This window comes from Arthrobacter sp. Y3221048 (genome assembly GCF_059092685.1).
The window spans coordinates 223,162-239,253 of record NZ_JBNHHX010000001.1 but is presented as its reverse complement, the minus strand read 5'-3'; the positions used below and the strand labels follow the sequence as shown (position 1 = coordinate 239,253).

Here is a 16,092-nt window from a genome sequence, read left to right as displayed (position 1 = left end):
CCAGCCAACGAGGGGCGGGTTCGACGTCCACCCCTCCCCTGACGAAACGCCGCAATCCGGAGGGCTACGGCTGCGGCAGCGCCTGGACCACGAGGAACATGGCGCCGGTCGGGTCGGTCAGGGTGGCGACGCGGCCGAAGGGCGTGTCTTCGGCGGCTTGGACCACGCTCCCGCCCAGGGCAGTGGCCTTGTCGACAGCCGCGTCGGTGTCCTCGACGGCGAAGTAGATGCGCCAGTGCGCTGGGACGCCTTCGGGCAGCCAGGCGCCGGCGTCCATGATGCCGGCCGCCGCGGTGTCGCCGGAGCCGAGCGTAATGTAACGGAACTCGTCGGTATCGCTCATGACGTCGGTGTCCCAGCCGAACACGTCCTGGTAGAACTTCACGGTGGCGGGGTAGTCGCGGGTGAAGAGTTCGTGCCAGGCGGGGGAGCCCGGCTCGGCGGCCAGCTGGTAGCCGGTATGGCCGGCGAATTCCCACAGGCCGACGGCGGCCCCTCCCGGGTCGGCGATCATGCCCATCTTGCCCTGCTCCGGGACATCCATCGGCTCCATGTGCACCTGGCCGCCGTGGGCCGCGGCGATGCGGGTGATGGCGTCGATGTCGTCCACCCGCAGGTAGGTGCTCCACGTATCCGGGTTGCCGGCCTCCTGGCTCTGCATGATGCCCGCAACGGTTTTGCCGTCCTTGAAGGCCATGATGTAGCCGCCGTACGTCTCCTGGTCTCCGGTCTCATACGTCCAGCCGAAAAGCTCGGTATAGAACTGCTTGGCTCTCTCCGGATCGGAGGTCATCAAATCCACCCAGCAGGGTGCACCGGGGGCGATGGTGGGCTTGGGCATGGCTGGCTCCTGTTCCGCGGGGGGTGGGTGGAAACAAGCGCGAGCCTACCCGGGGCCGGCGACGGCGGCAATGGAAACCGGCGCCGGAAGCCGGCGACGCAAACCCCAAGGCGCCGCGCACGCGAAGGCGCCGGCACCGCCGTCGTGATGCGTGGATGGCGGAACCGGCGCCGTCGGCGTGATCGCGTCACGGCGTGAAGGACTCCGCGGGCACGTACCCCTCGCCCGTGTGCTCCTGGACCTGCACCTCGGAAATCGGGGCCATGTTGGTGGTGGTGTCCACGCTCAGTCCGTCGAGCAGCAGCGGCGGCTCAAAGTCCTTGACGTTGCGGACCGCTTCCATCAGGGCCTCATGGGTCGGCTCGGCCATGTTCTTGAACGCCTCCTCGAGGGTGGCCGCGGTGGCGTAGCCCCAGAGGCAGTGCGGGATGATCTGGTCGGCGGTATCCGGGGCGTACTCCTCGATGTCGGCCAGGAACTGCTTCACTTCCTCGTCGTCGGTCTGCGTGGGTTGCTTGGTGAAGCCGGTGCTGTACACGTTCGGGAAGGCGCTGGCATTGCCCGGTTCCAGGACGTCCCGCTCGTTGGCGGCGACGGCTGCCAGGAAGATGGACGGGGTCCAGCCAAGGTCCTGGGCGCGGACCATCGACGACGCCGTCAGCGCCGGCACCGTGTTGGCCGAGAAGAAGACGTCGGCCTCGCTGTCCGCCAGCTGGGCCATCTGCGCGTCGACGGTCGGGTCGCCCGGCTCGAACGTGGCCCGCTGGACGATCTCCACCTCCGAGCCTTCGATGGCGTCCTCTAGCCCGGCGACAAACTCGTTGCCGGCGTCGTCGTTCTGTTCCAGCACGGCGACGGTCACGGCGTCGCCGGAGTCCACCAGGAACTTGCCGAACGAGTTGCCTTCGGCGTAGTAGGTGGGCATCCAGCCGATGGTCCACGGGTTGGCCTCGGGGTCTTCGCTGAACACCGAGTCTCCGGAGGCCACGAACACCTGCGGGAACTCTTCCTCGGTGGCCACCGGCATGACGGCCAGGTTGGTCCGGGTACCCAGGCCGTTGACGTTGGCGAAGACACCCTCGGCGATCATCTGCCGGAAGTTCGCCACGGCGCGGCCGGGATCGTAGGCGTCGTCGTACGCCTTGAGTTCCACTGTGCGGGTCTTGCCGTCGCCGAATTCCACGCCGCCGTCGGCATTGGCCGCGCCGAAGTAGGCCTCCATGCCCGCGACCAGGCAACTGCCCGGCGCTCCGGCCACACCGCTGAGCGAGGTGGTGCTGCCGAGCAGGATGCTGGTGTCGGTAATGCCCTGCTCGGCTGCGCCGCCCTCGGTAGCGCCCGGGCTGCCCTCGGGCGAGCCGCCGCCGTCGCCCCGGCCGCATCCGCTGAGCGTGATGGCGAGGGCTGCCGCGGCGGCCAGGGCACCCTTGGCGCCGCGTCCGATCTGCCGTGTTCGCATTGTTTTCTCCTTAGCCTTGTGGGCCTTGTGCTGGATCGAAATGCTTGCCCCTGCCGGCTCACATCGCTGTGGTGGTCGGGGTATGGACTTCCGGGCCGGTGTCCGGAGCCTTGATGGCGGCCTCCGGCTCGGTGCGTTTGCGGCGCATTCGCCGCAGCAGCGCCGGCAGGGTCACCAGCCCGCCGGGGGCCAGGAACAGGATCACCAGCAGGGCGGCGCCGTAGATGATCGGCGTGTGGGAGGGGTCGATTTGCCCGGCCAGGACCGGAATGAAAACGAAGAAGAGCCCGCCGAGCAGGGAGCCGACCATGCTGGCCGACCCGCCGATGATCATGGCCGCCAGCATGTTGATGGAAACCACGAAGCTGAGGGTGGCGGGGGACATGTACTGCACGGCGGCCAGGTAGAGGAAGCCCGCGATCCCGCCGTACAGGGACGCGACGGTGAACGCGAGGACTTTGTACCGGTAGTTGGAGACGCCCATCGCGGTGGCCACGGCCTCGTTCTCGCGGACGATGGCGAAGGCCCGCCCGATCCGGCCACGGGTCAGGTTGGCCGCCAGCAGGAAGAACACGGCGGCGATGCCGAGCACCACGTAGTACCGCCACTGATCGTCGGCGAGGCCGCTCCAGTCCGGGGCGTTCATCCACTGCACGGTGATGCCGACGGAGCCGCCGGTGAAATCGGCCAGCCGCTTGGCCAGCCGGTCCGCGATGATCGGCAGCGAGATGGTGACCATGGCCAGCGACACGCCGCGCAGCCGGACCGCGGGAAGGGCGACCAGGAAACCGACGACGGCGGGGATCAGGGCGGCGAGCACGAAGGTCAGCGGCACCGGCCAGCCCTCGGTGACGCCATACGCGGTGACGTAGGCGCCCAGCCCCACGAACGCGCTCTGGCCCAGCGAGATCTGCCCCGCGTAACCGGTCACGAGGTTGAGCCCCAGGATCGCGACGGCAAAGGCGGCCACCACGGTCAGCTGGTAGTTCACATACGGAATGAGCTGCAGCGGTGCCAGGACCGCCACCACCAGCACGACGACGGTGGCCGCGATCCGGAACCAGCGCGAGGCGAACACCTGGCGCCTCATACCCGCACCACCTCTTTCTGCCCGAAGAGGCCCTGGGGCCTGACCAGCAGCACGATGAACATGGCGACCAGCGGCACGGCGATCTTCAGGTCATCGCCGATGAAGCCGATGTAGGCGCCGGCGAGGTTCTCCACCACGCCGATCAGGCCGGCGGCAACCACCGCGCCCAGCGGGCTGTTCAGGCCGCCCAGGATGGCGGCGGCCAGGGCGTAGACCAGCACCTGGTCCAGCATGTGCGGGGACAGGAAGACCTTCGGCGCGATCAGCACGCCGGCGATGGCGCCCAGCACCGCGGCCAGGGCCCAGCCCACCATGAGCAGCCGGCCCACCGGGATGCCCGAGAGGGCGCTGGACTCCGGGTTGTCCGCCACCGCCCGCAGGGCCAGGCCGAGCTTGGTCTTCTTGAACAGCAGCTGCAGGGCCAGCACCACCAGCAGCAGCACGACGATGTTGCCCAGCGACTGATAGCTGATGAAGGCCCCGGCGACCTGGAAGGTGCCCAGCGGGAAGAGCGAGGGGAACTGCTGGGAGTTGTAGCCCCAGAACAGGCCGGCCAGCCCGGTGAACAGCACCAGCAGGGCGACCGTGACGATGATGGCGGTGTCGGGCAGCCCTCGCTCGAAGCGCCGCATGATCAGGCGTTCCACCCCGGCGCCCAGCGGCGCGGAGACCAGGATGGCCAGGGGAATGGCGAGCGCCGGCGGTACGCCCGCCTGCCACAGGGTCCAGGCCAGGAAGGTGGAGAAGACCGCCATGGCGCCCTGCGCAAAGTTGATCAGCCCGGTGGCCCGGTTCACCAGCACGATGGCCAGCGCCAGGGCGGCGTAGATGGCCCCGTTGCCCAGGCCGTCGATGATGAGCTGCAGGAACAGTGAATCCATGGCTCACCCTCCCAGGTACGCTTTGCGGATGGCGTCCATGCCCATGAGCTCTTCGCGCGGTCCGGACAGCACGGTGTGCCCGGTTTCCAGGACCGTGGCCTCGTCCACGATGGAGAACGCCAGGGCGGCGTTCTGTTCCACCACCACCATGGACAACCCCGTTTCGGTGCGCAGTTTGGTGATCGCTTCGTAGACCTGGCTGGCGGTGCTGGGCGCCAGCCCCAGGGATGGCTCGTCCAGCAGCACGAGTTTGGGGCCGGACATGAAGGCGCGGCCGATCGCGAGCATCTGCTGCTCGCCGCCGGACAGCGCGGCGGCGGGTGTCTTGCTCCGCGCCGCGAGCTGCGGGAAGAGGTCGAAGTAGTGGTCCCGGTCGGCGGCGACGCCGCGTTGGTCCTTGCGCCGGTAAGCACCGACCAGCAAGTTGTCCTGCACGCTGAGGTTGGCCAGGGTGCCGCGGTCCTGCGGCACGTGGGCAATGCCCAGCCGGGCCACCTGGTCAGGCCGCATCCCGGTGATCCTGCGGCCCTCGAAGGTGATGTCCCCGCTGGTCTTGACCATCCCGCTGATGGTGCGCAGCGTCGTGGTCTTGCCGGCGCCGTTGGCACCCAGGATGCCGGTCGCACCGCCGTCGGCCACGCTCAGGTTGATGCCGTGCAGCGCCATCGCCCGGCCGTACCAGGCGCGCACGTTGGAGAGTTCGAGGAGGCCCATTACGCCGCCCCCTGCCCGAGATAAGCCTCGATCACGCGCGGGTCCTGCCGGACCTCGGCCGCCGTGCCCTCCGCCAGCTTCCGCCCCTGGTTGAGCACGGCCAGGCGGTCCGTCACCGCGGAAATCAGGCCCATGTGATGTTCGACGACGACGATGGTCAGCTCGAATTCCACGCGCAGGTTCCTGATCCAGCCGATCAGGTCTTCGACTTCCGCGTGGGATAGCCCGGCGGCCGGCTCATCGAGCAGCAGCAGTTTGGGCTGGCTGAGCAGCGCCCGGCACAACTCCACGCGCTTGCGGAAGCCGTGGGCCAGCTCGCCGGCCGGCAGGTGGGTGGCCCAGTCCAGGTCCAACCGCGCAAGAACGTCATGCGCCTGCCGCCGGAGCGTGCGCTCGCCGCGGACGGCATGCGGGAGCCGGAGCGCCCAGGACAGCGCGCCGCCGGACAGCCGCGAGTGGCCGCCGAGGAGCACATTGTCCAGCACCGTCTTGTCCAGCTGCAGTGCGGGATGCTGGAACGTGCGGGCCAGCCCCAACCGCGCCAGGGCGGACGGTGCCCGGGAGAGGACGTCCGCGCCGTCGATGCCGATGGACCCCGACGACGGCTTGTAGTGTCCGCTGACGCAGTTGAACAAAGACGTCTTGCCGGCGCCGTTGGGGCCAATGAGCCCGAAGACCGTCGACGGTTCCACCTCGAACGAAACTGAATCCAACACCTTGATGCCGCCGAAGTGCAGAGAAACATCCTCGACGGTCAGCCTGGCCGTCATGGCCGCACACTCTCTGCCATACGCCACATGGATTCAACGCTTCCTGGAGGCGGGAGACTGCTCAATTCCGGCGCCGTTGGCCGGCTGGTGCTAACAAGAATGTTGACATTGAAGCTAACGATGTGATCTATCTCATGTCAAGGTGGTTACGGGAACGTTATGGCCGCCGTCGTAAGGCAGGGAAACAACAGGCGTTCGGCGGCTGCCAGGGCTGCACCGGGGAAAGGCGGACACGATGTCTGGCTCCATCCCTTATCTCTTCAGGGGACACCGCCATGCTCCCGAAGAGCGCGGCGGACGTCCGCCACAGCCGCGGACCGAACATCTGCCGGGCATGGTCATCGAGCGGGACGTCGCCGTGGCCGCGTCGTCCGGCGCGGTGATCCGCGTGGATGTGTACCGGCCCGACGGCGCGGAGCCCGCCGCTCCGCTGGTCAGCTGGTCGCCGTACGGAAAGCACATCACCGAGCAGCTGGGCGTGGTCCGCCCCACCAGCGGAGTGCAGGCCGGTTGCACCAGCGACCTGACGACCTTCGAGGCGCCAGATCCCGCCTACTGGGTGCCGCACGGCTACGCCGTCGTCGTGGCCGACATCCCGGGCACCTGGTACTCGGAAGGCGCGGCAACCTACTGCTCTCCGGAAGAAGCCAGGGACTTCTACGACCTGATCGAGTGGGCCGGCGGGCAGGAATGGAGCAACGGCAAGGTCGGGCTGTCCGGCGTCTCCTACCTGACCGTGTCCCAGTGGCGCGTGGCGGAGCTGAACCCGCCGCACCTTGCCGCGATCAACCCCTGGGAAGGCTGGACCGACACCTACCGGGAAGTTGCCCGCCACGGCGGCATCCCGGAAACGTGGTTCTGGCCCTACATCTGGGAACGCTGGGGGTATGCCACCGGCCCCATCGAAGACCTGGAAGCCGAAACGGCCGCGCATCCGTTCTACGACCGCTTCTGGGAGTCCAAGAGCGCCGACCTGGAGAAGGTCACCGTCCCGGCGTTCGTCGTCGCCAGCTGGTCGGACCAGGGGCTGCACACGCGGGGGACCCTGGAGGGCTTCCGCCGGATCGCCTCCGAGCGGAAATGGCTTTACGTGCACGGCCGGAAGAAGTGGGCAGAGTACTACCGCCCCGACATGGTGGAGCAGCAGCGGATCTTCTTCGACCACTTCCTCCACGGGCGGGACAGCGGCCTGGCGGACTGGCCGCCGGTGCGGCTGGAGGTGCGGGACCGCTACTACGAGGGGAGCACCCATGCTGCCGCGGAATGGCCGCCGCCGCAGACCCGGTACCGCACCCTTTACCTGGATGCCGCTGGCGGTGCGCTCGCGGACGAGCCGCCCGCGGCGGAAGGCACCGCCGGCTACGACTCGCTGGCCAGCGGGCTGCGGCCGCACCGGGCGGAATTCAGCCTGGCCTTCTACGAGGAAACCATGCTCGTGGGCCACGCCAAGGCCGTGCTTTTCCTGTCGGCCTCGGACGCCGAGGACATGGACGTCTTCGTCGCACTGTTCAAGAAGGGCCGGGACGGCACGGTGGTCGGCTTCCCCTACTACGCCATTTTCGACGACGGCCCCGTCGCCGTGGGCTGGCAGCGCGCCTCCCACCGCGAACTCGATCCGGACCGCTCCACCGACTACCTGCCGGTGCTGGCCCACCGGCGGGCCCTGCCGCTGCCCCAGGACGGCCCGGTCCGGCTGGAGATCGAGATCCTGCCCTCCGGTACCCGCTTCGAGGCCGAGGACACCCTGGTCCTGGTGGTGCAGGGGTCCGACGTCATGCGCTACCCCAAGCCCGACCTCTACGCCCGCCACGAGGACTTAGTCAACCGCGGGGAGCACCGCATCCACACCGGCGGGCAGTCCGCCTCGCACCTGGTGATCCCGGTGTTCACCGAAACCTCCGGCTAAAAAACAGGCGGCCGCCGCCCACGCCGCGAGCCGGCGGCCCCGGCCGCAGAACCAGATCACGGAATGGAGAGCGACATGCCTGCCGAAAACCTCGAAAACGCCATCCAGCGCACCGGAAACCCGGTGGAGCTGCTGCGGAACCTGCCCGCGCTTCCCATCGTCTTTCCGATCCAGCCGGAGTTCACCAACTGGCGGTCGGAGCAACGTGCCTGGGACCAGTCGGTCGCCTTGCTGGACCAGTCCCACCACATGACAGACCTGTACCTCAACGGGCCGGACGCCCTGACGCTGCTCAGCGGCCTGGGCGTGAACAAGTTTGCGAACTTCAGGCCGAACACCGCGAAGCAGTTCGTTGCGGTCAACGAGGACGGCCACCTGATCGGCGACGCCATCCTGGCCTACCTGGCCGAGGACAGCTTCAACCTGGTGGGCCACCACATGGTCCTGGACTGGGTGCAGTTCCACCTGGAGAAGGGCGGGTACGACGCGACCGCCGAGCGCGATGGCAACTCCCTTGTCCGCAAGGGCAACCCGAAGATCTACCGGTATGAGCTGCAGGGGCCGCAGGCGCTTCCGCTGGTGGAGAAGCTCATCGGTTCCCCGGTTCCCGACGTGAAGTTCTTCCACATGACCGACTTCACGATCGCGGGCTGCCGGGTCCGGGCGATCCGGCACGGCATCGCCGGCCAGGCCGGGTTCGAGATCTTCGGCCCGTGGGAGGAGGGCGAACGCGTCCACCAGGCCATCCTCGAGGCGGGTGAAGAGTTCGAGCTGCGCCAAGTGGGGGCGAAGGCCTACTCCACGTCCCCGCTCGGCTCCGGGTGGGTCCCGACGCCGGTGCCTGCCATCTTCAGCGGGGACCGGCTCGCCGAATACCGGACGTGGCTGCCGCTCGCGTCCGCCGGGTCGCTCGGCGGAAGCTTTGTCTCTCCGGACATCGAGGATTACTACCTGACGCCATGGGACCTGAACTACGGCCGGGTGGTCTCCTTCGACCATGATTTCATCGGTCGCGAGGCCCTGGAGCGGATGCGGGAGAACCCTGCCCGCGAAAAGGTCACCCTGGTCTGGAACAGCGACGACGTGGCCAGCGTGTTCAAGTCGCTCGGCGAGGACGGGCTGCCGGCCAAGTACTTCGACATGCCCAAGGCACGTTACGCGTTCTACCAGGTGGACCAGGTGCTGGCAGGCGGAGAGCCCGCCGGCCTGTCCTTCGACTGCGGCTATGCGACCAACGAGCAGGCCTTCCTCTCGCTGGCCACCCTGGACAAGCGGCACAGCGCACCGGGCACTGAAGTCACCGTGCTCTGGGGCGAGGAACCCAACACCCGCAAGCCCCAGGTCGAGCCGCACCGCCAGGTGGAGATCCGGGCGACGGTCGCCCCGGTGCCGTACGCCGACTTCGCGCGGAAGGCCTACCGCTCCTGACCCTGACGCGCCCCCGCCGTCGATGGTCAACGGGCCATCGGAGGCAGCAAGGGGAGCCGGGCTGAGGCGGCGGCGCCTAGAACACGAACGGGAGCCGGGCCGCGCCGGCGGCTCCTAGAACACGATCGTGCTGTTGCCGTCGCGCAGCACCCGGTCCTCGCAGTGTGCCATCACCGCACGGGAGAGGACGCTGCGTTCCACGTCGGCGCCCAGCCGGGCGAGGTCCTCGGCGGAATCGCTGTGCGAGACCCTGATGACGTCCTGGTCGATGATCGGCCCCTCGTCCAGGTCTTCCGTGACGTAGTGGGCCGTGGCTCCGATGAGTTTGACGCCGCGTTCCTTGGCCTTGCGGTAGGGCGCCGCGCCGATAAAGGCGGGGAGGAACGAGTGGTGGATGTTGATCACCGGAACGCCCACCTCCTCCAGGAAGCCCGGCGAGATGATTTGCATGTACCGGGCCAAGACCACCAGGTCGACGTTCCCCTTCAGCAGCTCGAGGTGGCGCCTCTCCGCCGCGGCCTTGTCCTCCTTGTCCACCGGCACGTGGAAGTAGGGGATCCCGAACTGGCGGACATCCGAGCTGAGGTCGGGGTGGTTGGAGACAACCATGGCAATGTTCACCGGCAGCTCGCCGCGCCGCTGCCGCCAGAGCAAGTCCAGCACGCAGTGGTCGGACTTGGAAACGAAGATCGCCACGCGCTTCTGGCGGCTGACTTCCACCAGCCGCCACGACAGGTCGGGGTCGCCGGACAGTTGCTGCTCCAGGCTGTGCGCCAATTGCTCCACCCGGGCCGTGAGATGGGGCAAATGGAAGACGGTGCGTTGGAAAAACCGGCCGCCTTCCGGATTGGTGGAGTGCTGATCGAGCGAGACGATGTTGGCGCCGGCCTCGGTCAGCAGGGTGGAAACGCTGGCGACGATGCCCGGCCGGTCGGTGCCCTGAACGATCAGTCGACCCTGGTCCTCTGCCGAGGGCGCGCCTGCCGCCGGGGGCTTCTGCGGGTAGGTGCTCATTGCGTCTCGATTCGTCGGCCGGTGCAGCGACAAATTTGTTGCCAATAACTTAGCAGGCCCGCGGCCCGGAGACGGAGGTCCATAGGGGACGATTTTGCCGATGCTGTGTGCCTTCGGGAAGTGAAACCAGAATTGTTGACGATTCTGGTTCCCGGTGGTTGACTTCCCCTAGGACAACGACACCGGGAGGACTGTTGAGCGACACCGAGCCGGCCCTGTTGGTGGTCAGCGCGCACGCCGGAGATTTTGTGTGGCGGGCGGGCGGGGCCATCGCTGCCGCGGCACAGCGCGGCGAGCGCGCCGTCGTCGTGTGCCTGTCCTACGGCGAACGCGGCGAGTCCGCCAAGGCCTGGCGCGAAGGCAAGAAGCTTGAAGAGATCAAGGCGCTCCGCCGGCAGGAGGCGGAGAACGCTGCCGCCGCGCTGGGGGCCGAGGTCCGGTTCCTGGACGCCGGCGATTATCCGCTGGTGCCCACGCGGGAACTGGTGGACGAGCTGGTGAAGATCTACCGCGAGGTCAAGCCCACGGTGGTGCTGACCCATCCGCTGGCCGACCCCTACAACGGGGACCACCCGGCCGCGGCCCGGATGGCGCTGGACGCTCGGGTGCTGGCGCAGGCCATCGGCTACGACGCCCCGGGCGACCCGCTGGGCGCCCCGCCGGTGTTCTTCTTCGAACCGCACCAGCCGGAGCAAAGCGACTTCAAGCCCAACGTGCTGCTCGACATCACCGAAGCCTTCCCGGCCAAGCGCAAGGCGATGGAATGCCTGCCGGCGCAGCAGCACATGTGGGACTACTACACGGACCTGGCGACCCGCCGCGGCGTGCAGGTCAAACGCAACGCCGGCCCCAACCTCGGCTTCCCCACGGACACCAAGGGCGAGGCCTACATGCGCTACTACCCCCAAGTGACCGGCACGCTGGCATGAAAAACGTCATCGTCACCAACCCGCCCCGCGCCGACCTGGCCGACGCCAACGCGCTCGCCGGCTTCGGCGTCGCCACGGTCCACGAGGCGATGGGCCGCACCGGCCTGGCCGGGCCGCAGTTCCGGCCGATCCAGTCCGGCACCCGGGTGGCCGGCACCGCCGTCACCGTGCTTTGCTGGCCCGGCGACAACCTGATGATCCACGCCGCCATTGAGCAGTGCCGCCCCGGCGACATCCTGGTGGTCACCACAACCTCCGAATGCACCGACGGCCTGTTCGGCGAACTGTTCGCCACCGCCCTGCAGTACCGCGGCGTCCGCGGCGTGGTCACCAGCACCGGGGTGCGCGACGTGGCCGAACTGCAGGCGATGGGCTTCCCCGCCTGGTCGGCGGCCGTCCACGCCCAGGGCACGGTGAAGGCGAGCGCCGGCGCGGTCAACGTCCCCATTACCCTGGGCCGGGTCACGGTCCGGCCCGGCGACGTGATCGTGGCCGATGACGACGGCGTGGTCTGCGTGCCGCGGCTGGAAGCACCGGCAGCGATCGAGGCTTCGCAGGCGCGCCTGGACAAGGAAGAGAAGACCCGGTCCCGGTTCCAGGAGGGGACGCTGGGGCTGGACTACTACGGTTTGCGGCCGCTGCTGGAGAAGCTCGGCGTTCAGTACGTGGCGGCCGAGGACTATGACGGCTGATCACGGCGGCGATGCCCGGCGCATGGGCGCGGGTGCACCTTTCGGCGCCGGCGGGGACCACGAGGACGGCGTCCGCTGCATGCTGATGCGCGGCGGCACGTCCAAGGGCGCCTACTTCCTGGCCGAAGACCTGCCGGCGGATCCTGCCCAGCGCGACGACCTGCTGCTGCGGATCATGGGCAGCCCGAACGCCCGCCAGATCGACGGGATCGGCGGGGCGCACCCGCTGACCAGCAAGGTGGCGGTCATTTCGCCGTCGGCCGGTGAAGAGACCGACGTGGACTACCTGTTCCTGCAGGTCGCCGTGGACGAGGCGACGGTCACGGACAGCCAAAACTGCGGCAACATCCTCGCCGGCGTCGGCCCCTTCGCCGTCGAACGCGGCCTGCTCCCGGCGCAGGGAAGCACGACGGCGGTGCGCATCCGAATGGTGAATTCGGACAGCATGGCCACCGCCACCTTCCCGACGCCCGGCGGCGGGGTGGACTACCGAGGGGACGCGGCCATCGACGGCGTGCCCGGTACCGCCGCCCCGATCACCCTGGACTTTGCCGACACGGCCGGCTCCTCCACCGGAGCGCTGCTGCCCACCGGGCAGGAGACGGACGTGGCGGACGGCGTCGACGTTACCTGCGTGGACAACGGCATGCCCTCGGTCCTGCTGCGCGCGGCCGATCTCGGGGTCACCGGCTACGAGGACCCGGCCGAGCTGGAAGCCAACACCGCCCTGGCGGACCGGCTGGCCCGGATCCGGGTTGAGGCGGCGAAGCTGATGGGCATGGGGGACGTGTCCGGCAAGACCGTGCCGAAGCTGGTACTGCTCTCCGCACCGCGGAACGGGGGCACTGTCAACACCCGCAGCTTCCTGCCGGTGCGCTGCCACACGTCCATCGGCGTGCTCGGCGGCACCACCGTGGCGGCCGGCATCCAGCTGCCGAACGCCGTCGGACACGAACTGGCCCGGCTTCCCGCGGACGGGAGGCCGCTGCGGCTGGAACACCCGACCGGCTACCTGGATGTCGGCGCGGAACTGGCCGAAGGCCCCGCCGGCATCACCACCACTTCCTCCACGGTGCTGCGGACGGCGCGAAAGCTGTTCGACGGCACCGTCTTTCCCCGAGACCGGGTGGCCCAGCAACCAAGTGAAGGAAGACCATGACACCCCACCACCGCGATATCGCCCACCTGGGCAACATCGAACTGTTCACGGATAAATTCGACGAGAGCTACTGGTTCTTCAACGACCTGCTGGCCATGCGGGAGATCGGCCGCGCCGGGGACTCGGTCTTCCTGCGAACGTGGGACGACTACGAGAACTGGAGCATCAAGCTCACCCCGCGCCAGGCCTCCGGCGTCGGGCTGGTGGCGCACCGGGCGGCCTCACCCGAGGCGCTGGACCGGCTGGTCGCTTCGATCCGGGAGTCCGGGCAGGGCGGTCAGTGGCGGGACGGGGAATTCGGTGTCGGACCGTCGTTCCACTTCACGGACCCGGATGGCCACCCGATGTCCGTCTACTACGAGACCGAGTGGTACCGGGCCACGGACGACAAGCCGGCCTTGAAGAACCAGGCCTCCCGCTTCCCCGGCCACGGGGTCAACGCCCGCCGGCTCGACCACATCAACTACCTGGCCGCCAACGTGGAGGAGAACGCGAAGTTCTCCGCCGAAGTGCTCGGCCTGAAGGACAGCGAACTGATCCGGCTGGACAACGGACGCATCGCGGCCCATTGGTTCCGGTTCGGCCAGAAGTCCTATGACCTGGTCTACTCGGCGGACAACCTGGGGGCTTCCGGCCGGCTGCACCACATCGCTTTCGCCCCGGACACACGTGAAGACATCCTCAAGGCCGCCGACATCTTCCTGGAAAACGGCATCCACATCGAGTCCGGCCCGCACAAGCACACCATCAACCAGACGTTCTTCCTGTACGTCTACGAGCCGGGCGGAAACCGCATCGAGTTCGCCAATGCCGGCGCGCGGCTCCTGCTGGCGCCGGATTGGGAGCCGGTGGTCTGGACCGAGACGGAACGGAAGAAGGGCCAGGCCTGGGGGATGCAGACCATCTCGACGTTCCATACCCACGGCACACCGCCCGTCGAGGTTCCGGACACGCACTGAGAACCGATGGGCTAGGTTATTGGCAACAACTTTGTCAGCACACTATCCAGCATGGAGCAACCTCCCGTGAGCACCGCCAGCCAGACTGCCGTACCCCGATCAACCGACTCGGCCGCCGTCGTCGCCGGGCTCAAGAGGGCGATCGACCGGGGCGAACTCGTGCCCAACCAGCGGTTGGTGGAGGCGGATATCTGCGCCGAGTACCATGCCAGCCGGGCCACGGTCCGGGCGGCGCTGGCGGAGCTGACGCTGGAGGGGCTCGTGGAGCGCATCCAGAACCGCGGCGCCCGGGTGCGCGCGGTCGCGGTGGAGGAAGCGGTGGAGATCACCGAGGTCCGTGCCGCCCTGGAAGCCATCTGCGCGGCCAAGGCCGCCGAACAGGTCACCGACGAGGACGTGCAGGAACTCCAGGCGCTGGGCGAGGCCATGAGCCAGGCCGTGGACGCCGGCGACCTGCTGAAGTATTCGGACCTCAACAAGACCTTGCACCGCAGGGTCGTCGAATTGAGCCGGCACGAAACGGCGGCGGCACTGATCGCGCGCCTGCGCGGCCAGAGCGTCCGCTTCCAATTCCGGCTGGCCATGCAGCCGGGGCGGCCCGCCGTATCGCTGCCCGAACACTTGGAAATTGTGGACGCGGTCTGCGCCAAGGATCCGGAACGGGCCGCCGCAGCCATGGAGAAGCACCTCAAGAGCGTTGCCAATGCCATCATGCGGGCGGCCGAGGACCCCGGCCGCTAAGAAACGCCGGTTCCCCTGACGCCCGCAATCGAACAGCATGCCTTCCGCCAACGGAGGCATGGAAGAGACGCCGGCCCCGGCCGGCGGGGATAGGGGAATCATGAGTGCACAGAACCTGCAGGACGTCCTGGACCAGGCCGGCAATACGGTGGAGCTGCTGCGCAATTCGCAGATCGGCGCCTATGTCTATCCGGTGGTGGCACCCGAATTCACCAACTGGCGCAGCGAGGTCCGGGCTTGGCGGGAGACCGCCGTCCTTTACGACCAGTCGCACCACATGGACAACCTGTTCATCAAGGGCCCGGATGCGCTGAGATTGATCTCCGACACCGCGATCAACTCGGTGGCCACCTTCCCGGTGAACAGGGCCAAACAGTATGTCCCGACGACGCCGTCCGGACATGTCATCGGCGACGGCATCCTCTTCCATGAAGCCGAGGACCAGTTCGTCTACGTGGGGCGTTCCCCCGCGGCCAACTGGCTGCTCTTCCACGGGCAGACCGGCGGGTACGACGTGGAGCTGGAGGTGGACCGGCGGTCGCCGTCGCGGCCGATGGGCAAGCCGGTGCAGCGCAGGTACTGGCGGTTCCAGATCCAGGGTCCCAACGCGTGGCAGGTCATCGAGAAGCTCAACGGCGGCACCGTGGAGCAGCTGAAATTCTTCAGCATGGACCATATGCAGGTGGCCGGGGCACAGGTGCGCACGCTGCGCCACGGCATGGCCGGGGCTCCGGGACTGGAGCTCTGGGGGCCATACGAGTCCTACGACCGCGTCCGCGAGTTCATCCTGGACGCCGGCCGGGAGTTCGGCCTGCTGGCCGTCGGCGCCCGGGCCTACTCGTCCAATACGTTGGAATCGGGCTGGATTCCGTCCCCGCTGCCGGCCATCTACTCCGGGGAAGAGCTTCGCCCGTACCGGGAATGGCTGGGTGCGGACAGCTACGAGGCCGTCAACGCCGTGGCCGGCAGCTTCGTCTCGAACAATATCGAGGACTACTACCTGAACCCGTGGGAGCTGGGCTACGGATCCTTCGTCAAGTTCGACCACGACTTCATCGGCCGCGAGGCGCTGGAGAAGATCGACCCCCAGGCGCAGCGGAAGAAGGTCACGCTGGCCTGGAACGCCGAGGACATGACCAAGATCTTCGCCTCGCTGTTCGACACGGAGGGGACGCCCTACAAGTACTTCGACCTGCCCAACGCCAACTACGGCTCCTCGAACTACGACTCGATTGTCGACGCCGGCGGCACGAACGTGGGCCTGTCCCTGTTCACCGGCTACAGCGCCAACGAGCGGCGGGCGTTGTCCCTGGCCACGGTCAACCCCGACGTCGAGATCGGCACCGAGGTGAACGTGGTCTGGGGCGAACCCGACGGCGGCACCCGCAAGACCACCGTGGAACCGCACCGGCAGCTGGAAGTCCGGGCCGTGGTCAGCCCCGCACCCTACTCCGTGACCGCCCGCAAGGAATACCGCGGCGGCTGGCGGACCGCCCAGGCGGTCTGAGC

At 68.2% G+C, this 16,092-nt stretch carries 15 protein-coding genes; 8 read left to right on the top strand and 7 right to left on the bottom strand.

Features of this window, described 5'->3' with window-relative positions; all coding sequences use genetic code 11:
• Positions 1-64: 64 nt before the first annotated feature.
• The 6 genes from AC5RVS_RS01115 to AC5RVS_RS01090 all read right to left on the bottom strand — a co-directional run bounded on the left by AC5RVS_RS01115 (position 65) and on the right by AC5RVS_RS01090 (position 5,755).
• Positions 65-841, bottom strand: a complete 777-nt coding sequence (locus AC5RVS_RS01115) for a VOC family protein (protein WP_494106779.1) — start codon at positions 839-841, stop codon at positions 65-67.
• A 187-nt stretch (positions 842-1,028) separates the two neighbouring features.
• Positions 1,029-2,300: an ABC transporter substrate-binding protein gene (locus tag AC5RVS_RS01110; RefSeq protein ID WP_494106778.1), complete on the bottom strand. Its 1,272-nt coding sequence runs from the start codon at positions 2,298-2,300 to the stop codon at positions 1,029-1,031.
• Positions 2,301-2,358: 58 nt separating this feature from the next.
• Positions 2,359-3,390, bottom strand: coding sequence for a branched-chain amino acid ABC transporter permease (locus AC5RVS_RS01105; protein ID WP_494106777.1), 1,032 nt, complete (start codon positions 3,388-3,390; stop codon positions 2,359-2,361).
• On the bottom strand, positions 3,387-4,271 hold the full coding sequence (locus tag AC5RVS_RS01100; protein ID WP_493988699.1) for a branched-chain amino acid ABC transporter permease: 885 nt from the start codon (positions 4,269-4,271) through the stop codon (positions 3,387-3,389). Before AC5RVS_RS01100 ends, AC5RVS_RS01105 begins: the two co-directional genes overlap by 4 nt.
• 3 nt (positions 4,272-4,274) lie before the next feature.
• Complete coding sequence (locus AC5RVS_RS01095) at positions 4,275-4,985, bottom strand: ABC transporter ATP-binding protein (RefSeq protein ID WP_493988700.1); 711 nt, start codon at positions 4,983-4,985, stop codon at positions 4,275-4,277.
• Positions 4,985-5,755: an ABC transporter ATP-binding protein gene (locus AC5RVS_RS01090; protein ID WP_494106776.1), complete on the bottom strand. Its 771-nt coding sequence runs from the start codon at positions 5,753-5,755 to the stop codon at positions 4,985-4,987. The genes AC5RVS_RS01095 and AC5RVS_RS01090 overlap by 1 nt, the downstream gene beginning before the upstream one ends.
• A 235-nt stretch (positions 5,756-5,990) precedes the next feature.
• Between AC5RVS_RS01090 and AC5RVS_RS01085 the strand changes: the two genes are divergently transcribed.
• Both AC5RVS_RS01085 and AC5RVS_RS01080 read left to right on the top strand, forming a co-directional pair.
• Positions 5,991-7,661: a CocE/NonD family hydrolase gene (locus AC5RVS_RS01085; protein WP_494106775.1), complete on the top strand. Its 1,671-nt coding sequence runs from the start codon at positions 5,991-5,993 to the stop codon at positions 7,659-7,661.
• 75 nt (positions 7,662-7,736) lie between these two features.
• The gene (locus tag AC5RVS_RS01080) at positions 7,737-9,089 is read left to right on the top strand and encodes an aminomethyl transferase family protein (RefSeq protein WP_494106774.1); all 1,353 of its coding nucleotides are present in this window, start codon (positions 7,737-7,739) and stop codon (positions 9,087-9,089) included.
• Between the two features lie 114 nt (positions 9,090-9,203).
• Here AC5RVS_RS01080 and purU read toward each other — a convergent pair whose 3' ends face one another.
• Positions 9,204-10,103 carry a formyltetrahydrofolate deformylase gene (gene purU / locus AC5RVS_RS01075; RefSeq protein WP_494106773.1) on the bottom strand — a complete coding sequence of 300 codons (900 nt, stop codon included), beginning with the start codon at positions 10,101-10,103 and terminating at the stop codon, positions 9,204-9,206.
• Positions 10,104-10,297: 194 nt separating this feature from the next.
• On the opposite strand from purU, the gene AC5RVS_RS01070 reads away from it, so the two are divergent.
• The 6 genes from AC5RVS_RS01070 (at position 10,298) to ligM (ending at position 16,090) form a co-directional block, all read left to right on the top strand.
• Complete coding sequence (locus AC5RVS_RS01070; RefSeq protein ID WP_494106772.1) at positions 10,298-11,032, top strand: PIG-L deacetylase family protein; 735 nt, start codon at positions 10,298-10,300, stop codon at positions 11,030-11,032.
• Complete coding sequence (locus tag AC5RVS_RS01065; RefSeq protein ID WP_493988706.1) at positions 11,029-11,724, top strand: 4-carboxy-4-hydroxy-2-oxoadipate aldolase/oxaloacetate decarboxylase; 696 nt, start codon at positions 11,029-11,031, stop codon at positions 11,722-11,724. Before AC5RVS_RS01070 ends, AC5RVS_RS01065 begins: the two co-directional genes overlap by 4 nt.
• On the top strand, positions 11,714-12,883 hold the full coding sequence (locus tag AC5RVS_RS01060) for a 4-oxalomesaconate tautomerase (protein ID WP_494106771.1): 1,170 nt from the start codon (positions 11,714-11,716) through the stop codon (positions 12,881-12,883). The genes AC5RVS_RS01065 and AC5RVS_RS01060 overlap by 11 nt, the downstream gene beginning before the upstream one ends.
• Positions 12,880-13,842 (top strand): VOC family protein, encoded by a 963-nt coding sequence (locus AC5RVS_RS01055; RefSeq protein ID WP_493988708.1) that lies wholly within the window; start codon positions 12,880-12,882, stop codon positions 13,840-13,842. The genes AC5RVS_RS01060 and AC5RVS_RS01055 overlap by 4 nt, the downstream gene beginning before the upstream one ends.
• Before the next feature lie 51 nt (positions 13,843-13,893).
• Complete coding sequence (locus tag AC5RVS_RS01050) at positions 13,894-14,583, top strand: GntR family transcriptional regulator (protein WP_494106770.1); 690 nt, start codon at positions 13,894-13,896, stop codon at positions 14,581-14,583.
• Positions 14,584-14,683: 100 nt separating this feature from the next.
• Positions 14,684-16,090, top strand: coding sequence for a vanillate/3-O-methylgallate O-demethylase (gene ligM / locus AC5RVS_RS01045; RefSeq protein ID WP_494106769.1), 1,407 nt, complete (start codon positions 14,684-14,686; stop codon positions 16,088-16,090).
• Positions 16,091-16,092: the final 2 nt, after the last annotated feature.

Bases quoted from the DNA above. Each gene is read 5' to 3' on its own strand.
- AC5RVS_RS01085 (WP_494106775.1), top strand. From the start codon at position 5,991: ATGTCTGGCTCCATCCCTTATCTCTTCAGGGGACACCGCCATGCTCCC.
- AC5RVS_RS01060 (WP_494106771.1), top strand. From the start codon at position 11,714: ATGACGGCTGATCACGGCGGCGATGCCCGGCGCATGGGCGCGGGTGCA.
- AC5RVS_RS01055 (WP_493988708.1), top strand. From the start codon at position 12,880: ATGACACCCCACCACCGCGATATCGCCCACCTGGGCAACATCGAACTG.
- AC5RVS_RS01050 (WP_494106770.1), top strand. From the start codon at position 13,894: ATGGAGCAACCTCCCGTGAGCACCGCCAGCCAGACTGCCGTACCCCGA.
- AC5RVS_RS01110 (WP_494106778.1), bottom strand. From the start codon at position 2,300: ATGCGAACACGGCAGATCGGACGCGGCGCCAAGGGTGCCCTGGCCGCC.
- purU (WP_494106773.1), bottom strand. From the start codon at position 10,103: ATGAGCACCTACCCGCAGAAGCCCCCGGCGGCAGGCGCGCCCTCGGCA.
- AC5RVS_RS01100 (WP_493988699.1), bottom strand. From the start codon at position 4,271: ATGGATTCACTGTTCCTGCAGCTCATCATCGACGGCCTGGGCAACGGG.
- AC5RVS_RS01080 (WP_494106774.1), top strand. From the start codon at position 7,737: ATGCCTGCCGAAAACCTCGAAAACGCCATCCAGCGCACCGGAAACCCG.
- AC5RVS_RS01095 (WP_493988700.1), bottom strand. From the start codon at position 4,985: ATGGGCCTCCTCGAACTCTCCAACGTGCGCGCCTGGTACGGCCGGGCG.
- ligM (WP_494106769.1), top strand. From the start codon at position 14,684: ATGAGTGCACAGAACCTGCAGGACGTCCTGGACCAGGCCGGCAATACG.
- AC5RVS_RS01115 (WP_494106779.1), bottom strand. From the start codon at position 841: ATGCCCAAGCCCACCATCGCCCCCGGTGCACCCTGCTGGGTGGATTTG.
- AC5RVS_RS01065 (WP_493988706.1), top strand. From the start codon at position 11,029: ATGAAAAACGTCATCGTCACCAACCCGCCCCGCGCCGACCTGGCCGAC.
- AC5RVS_RS01105 (WP_494106777.1), bottom strand. From the start codon at position 3,390: ATGAGGCGCCAGGTGTTCGCCTCGCGCTGGTTCCGGATCGCGGCCACC.
- AC5RVS_RS01090 (WP_494106776.1), bottom strand. From the start codon at position 5,755: ATGACGGCCAGGCTGACCGTCGAGGATGTTTCTCTGCACTTCGGCGGC.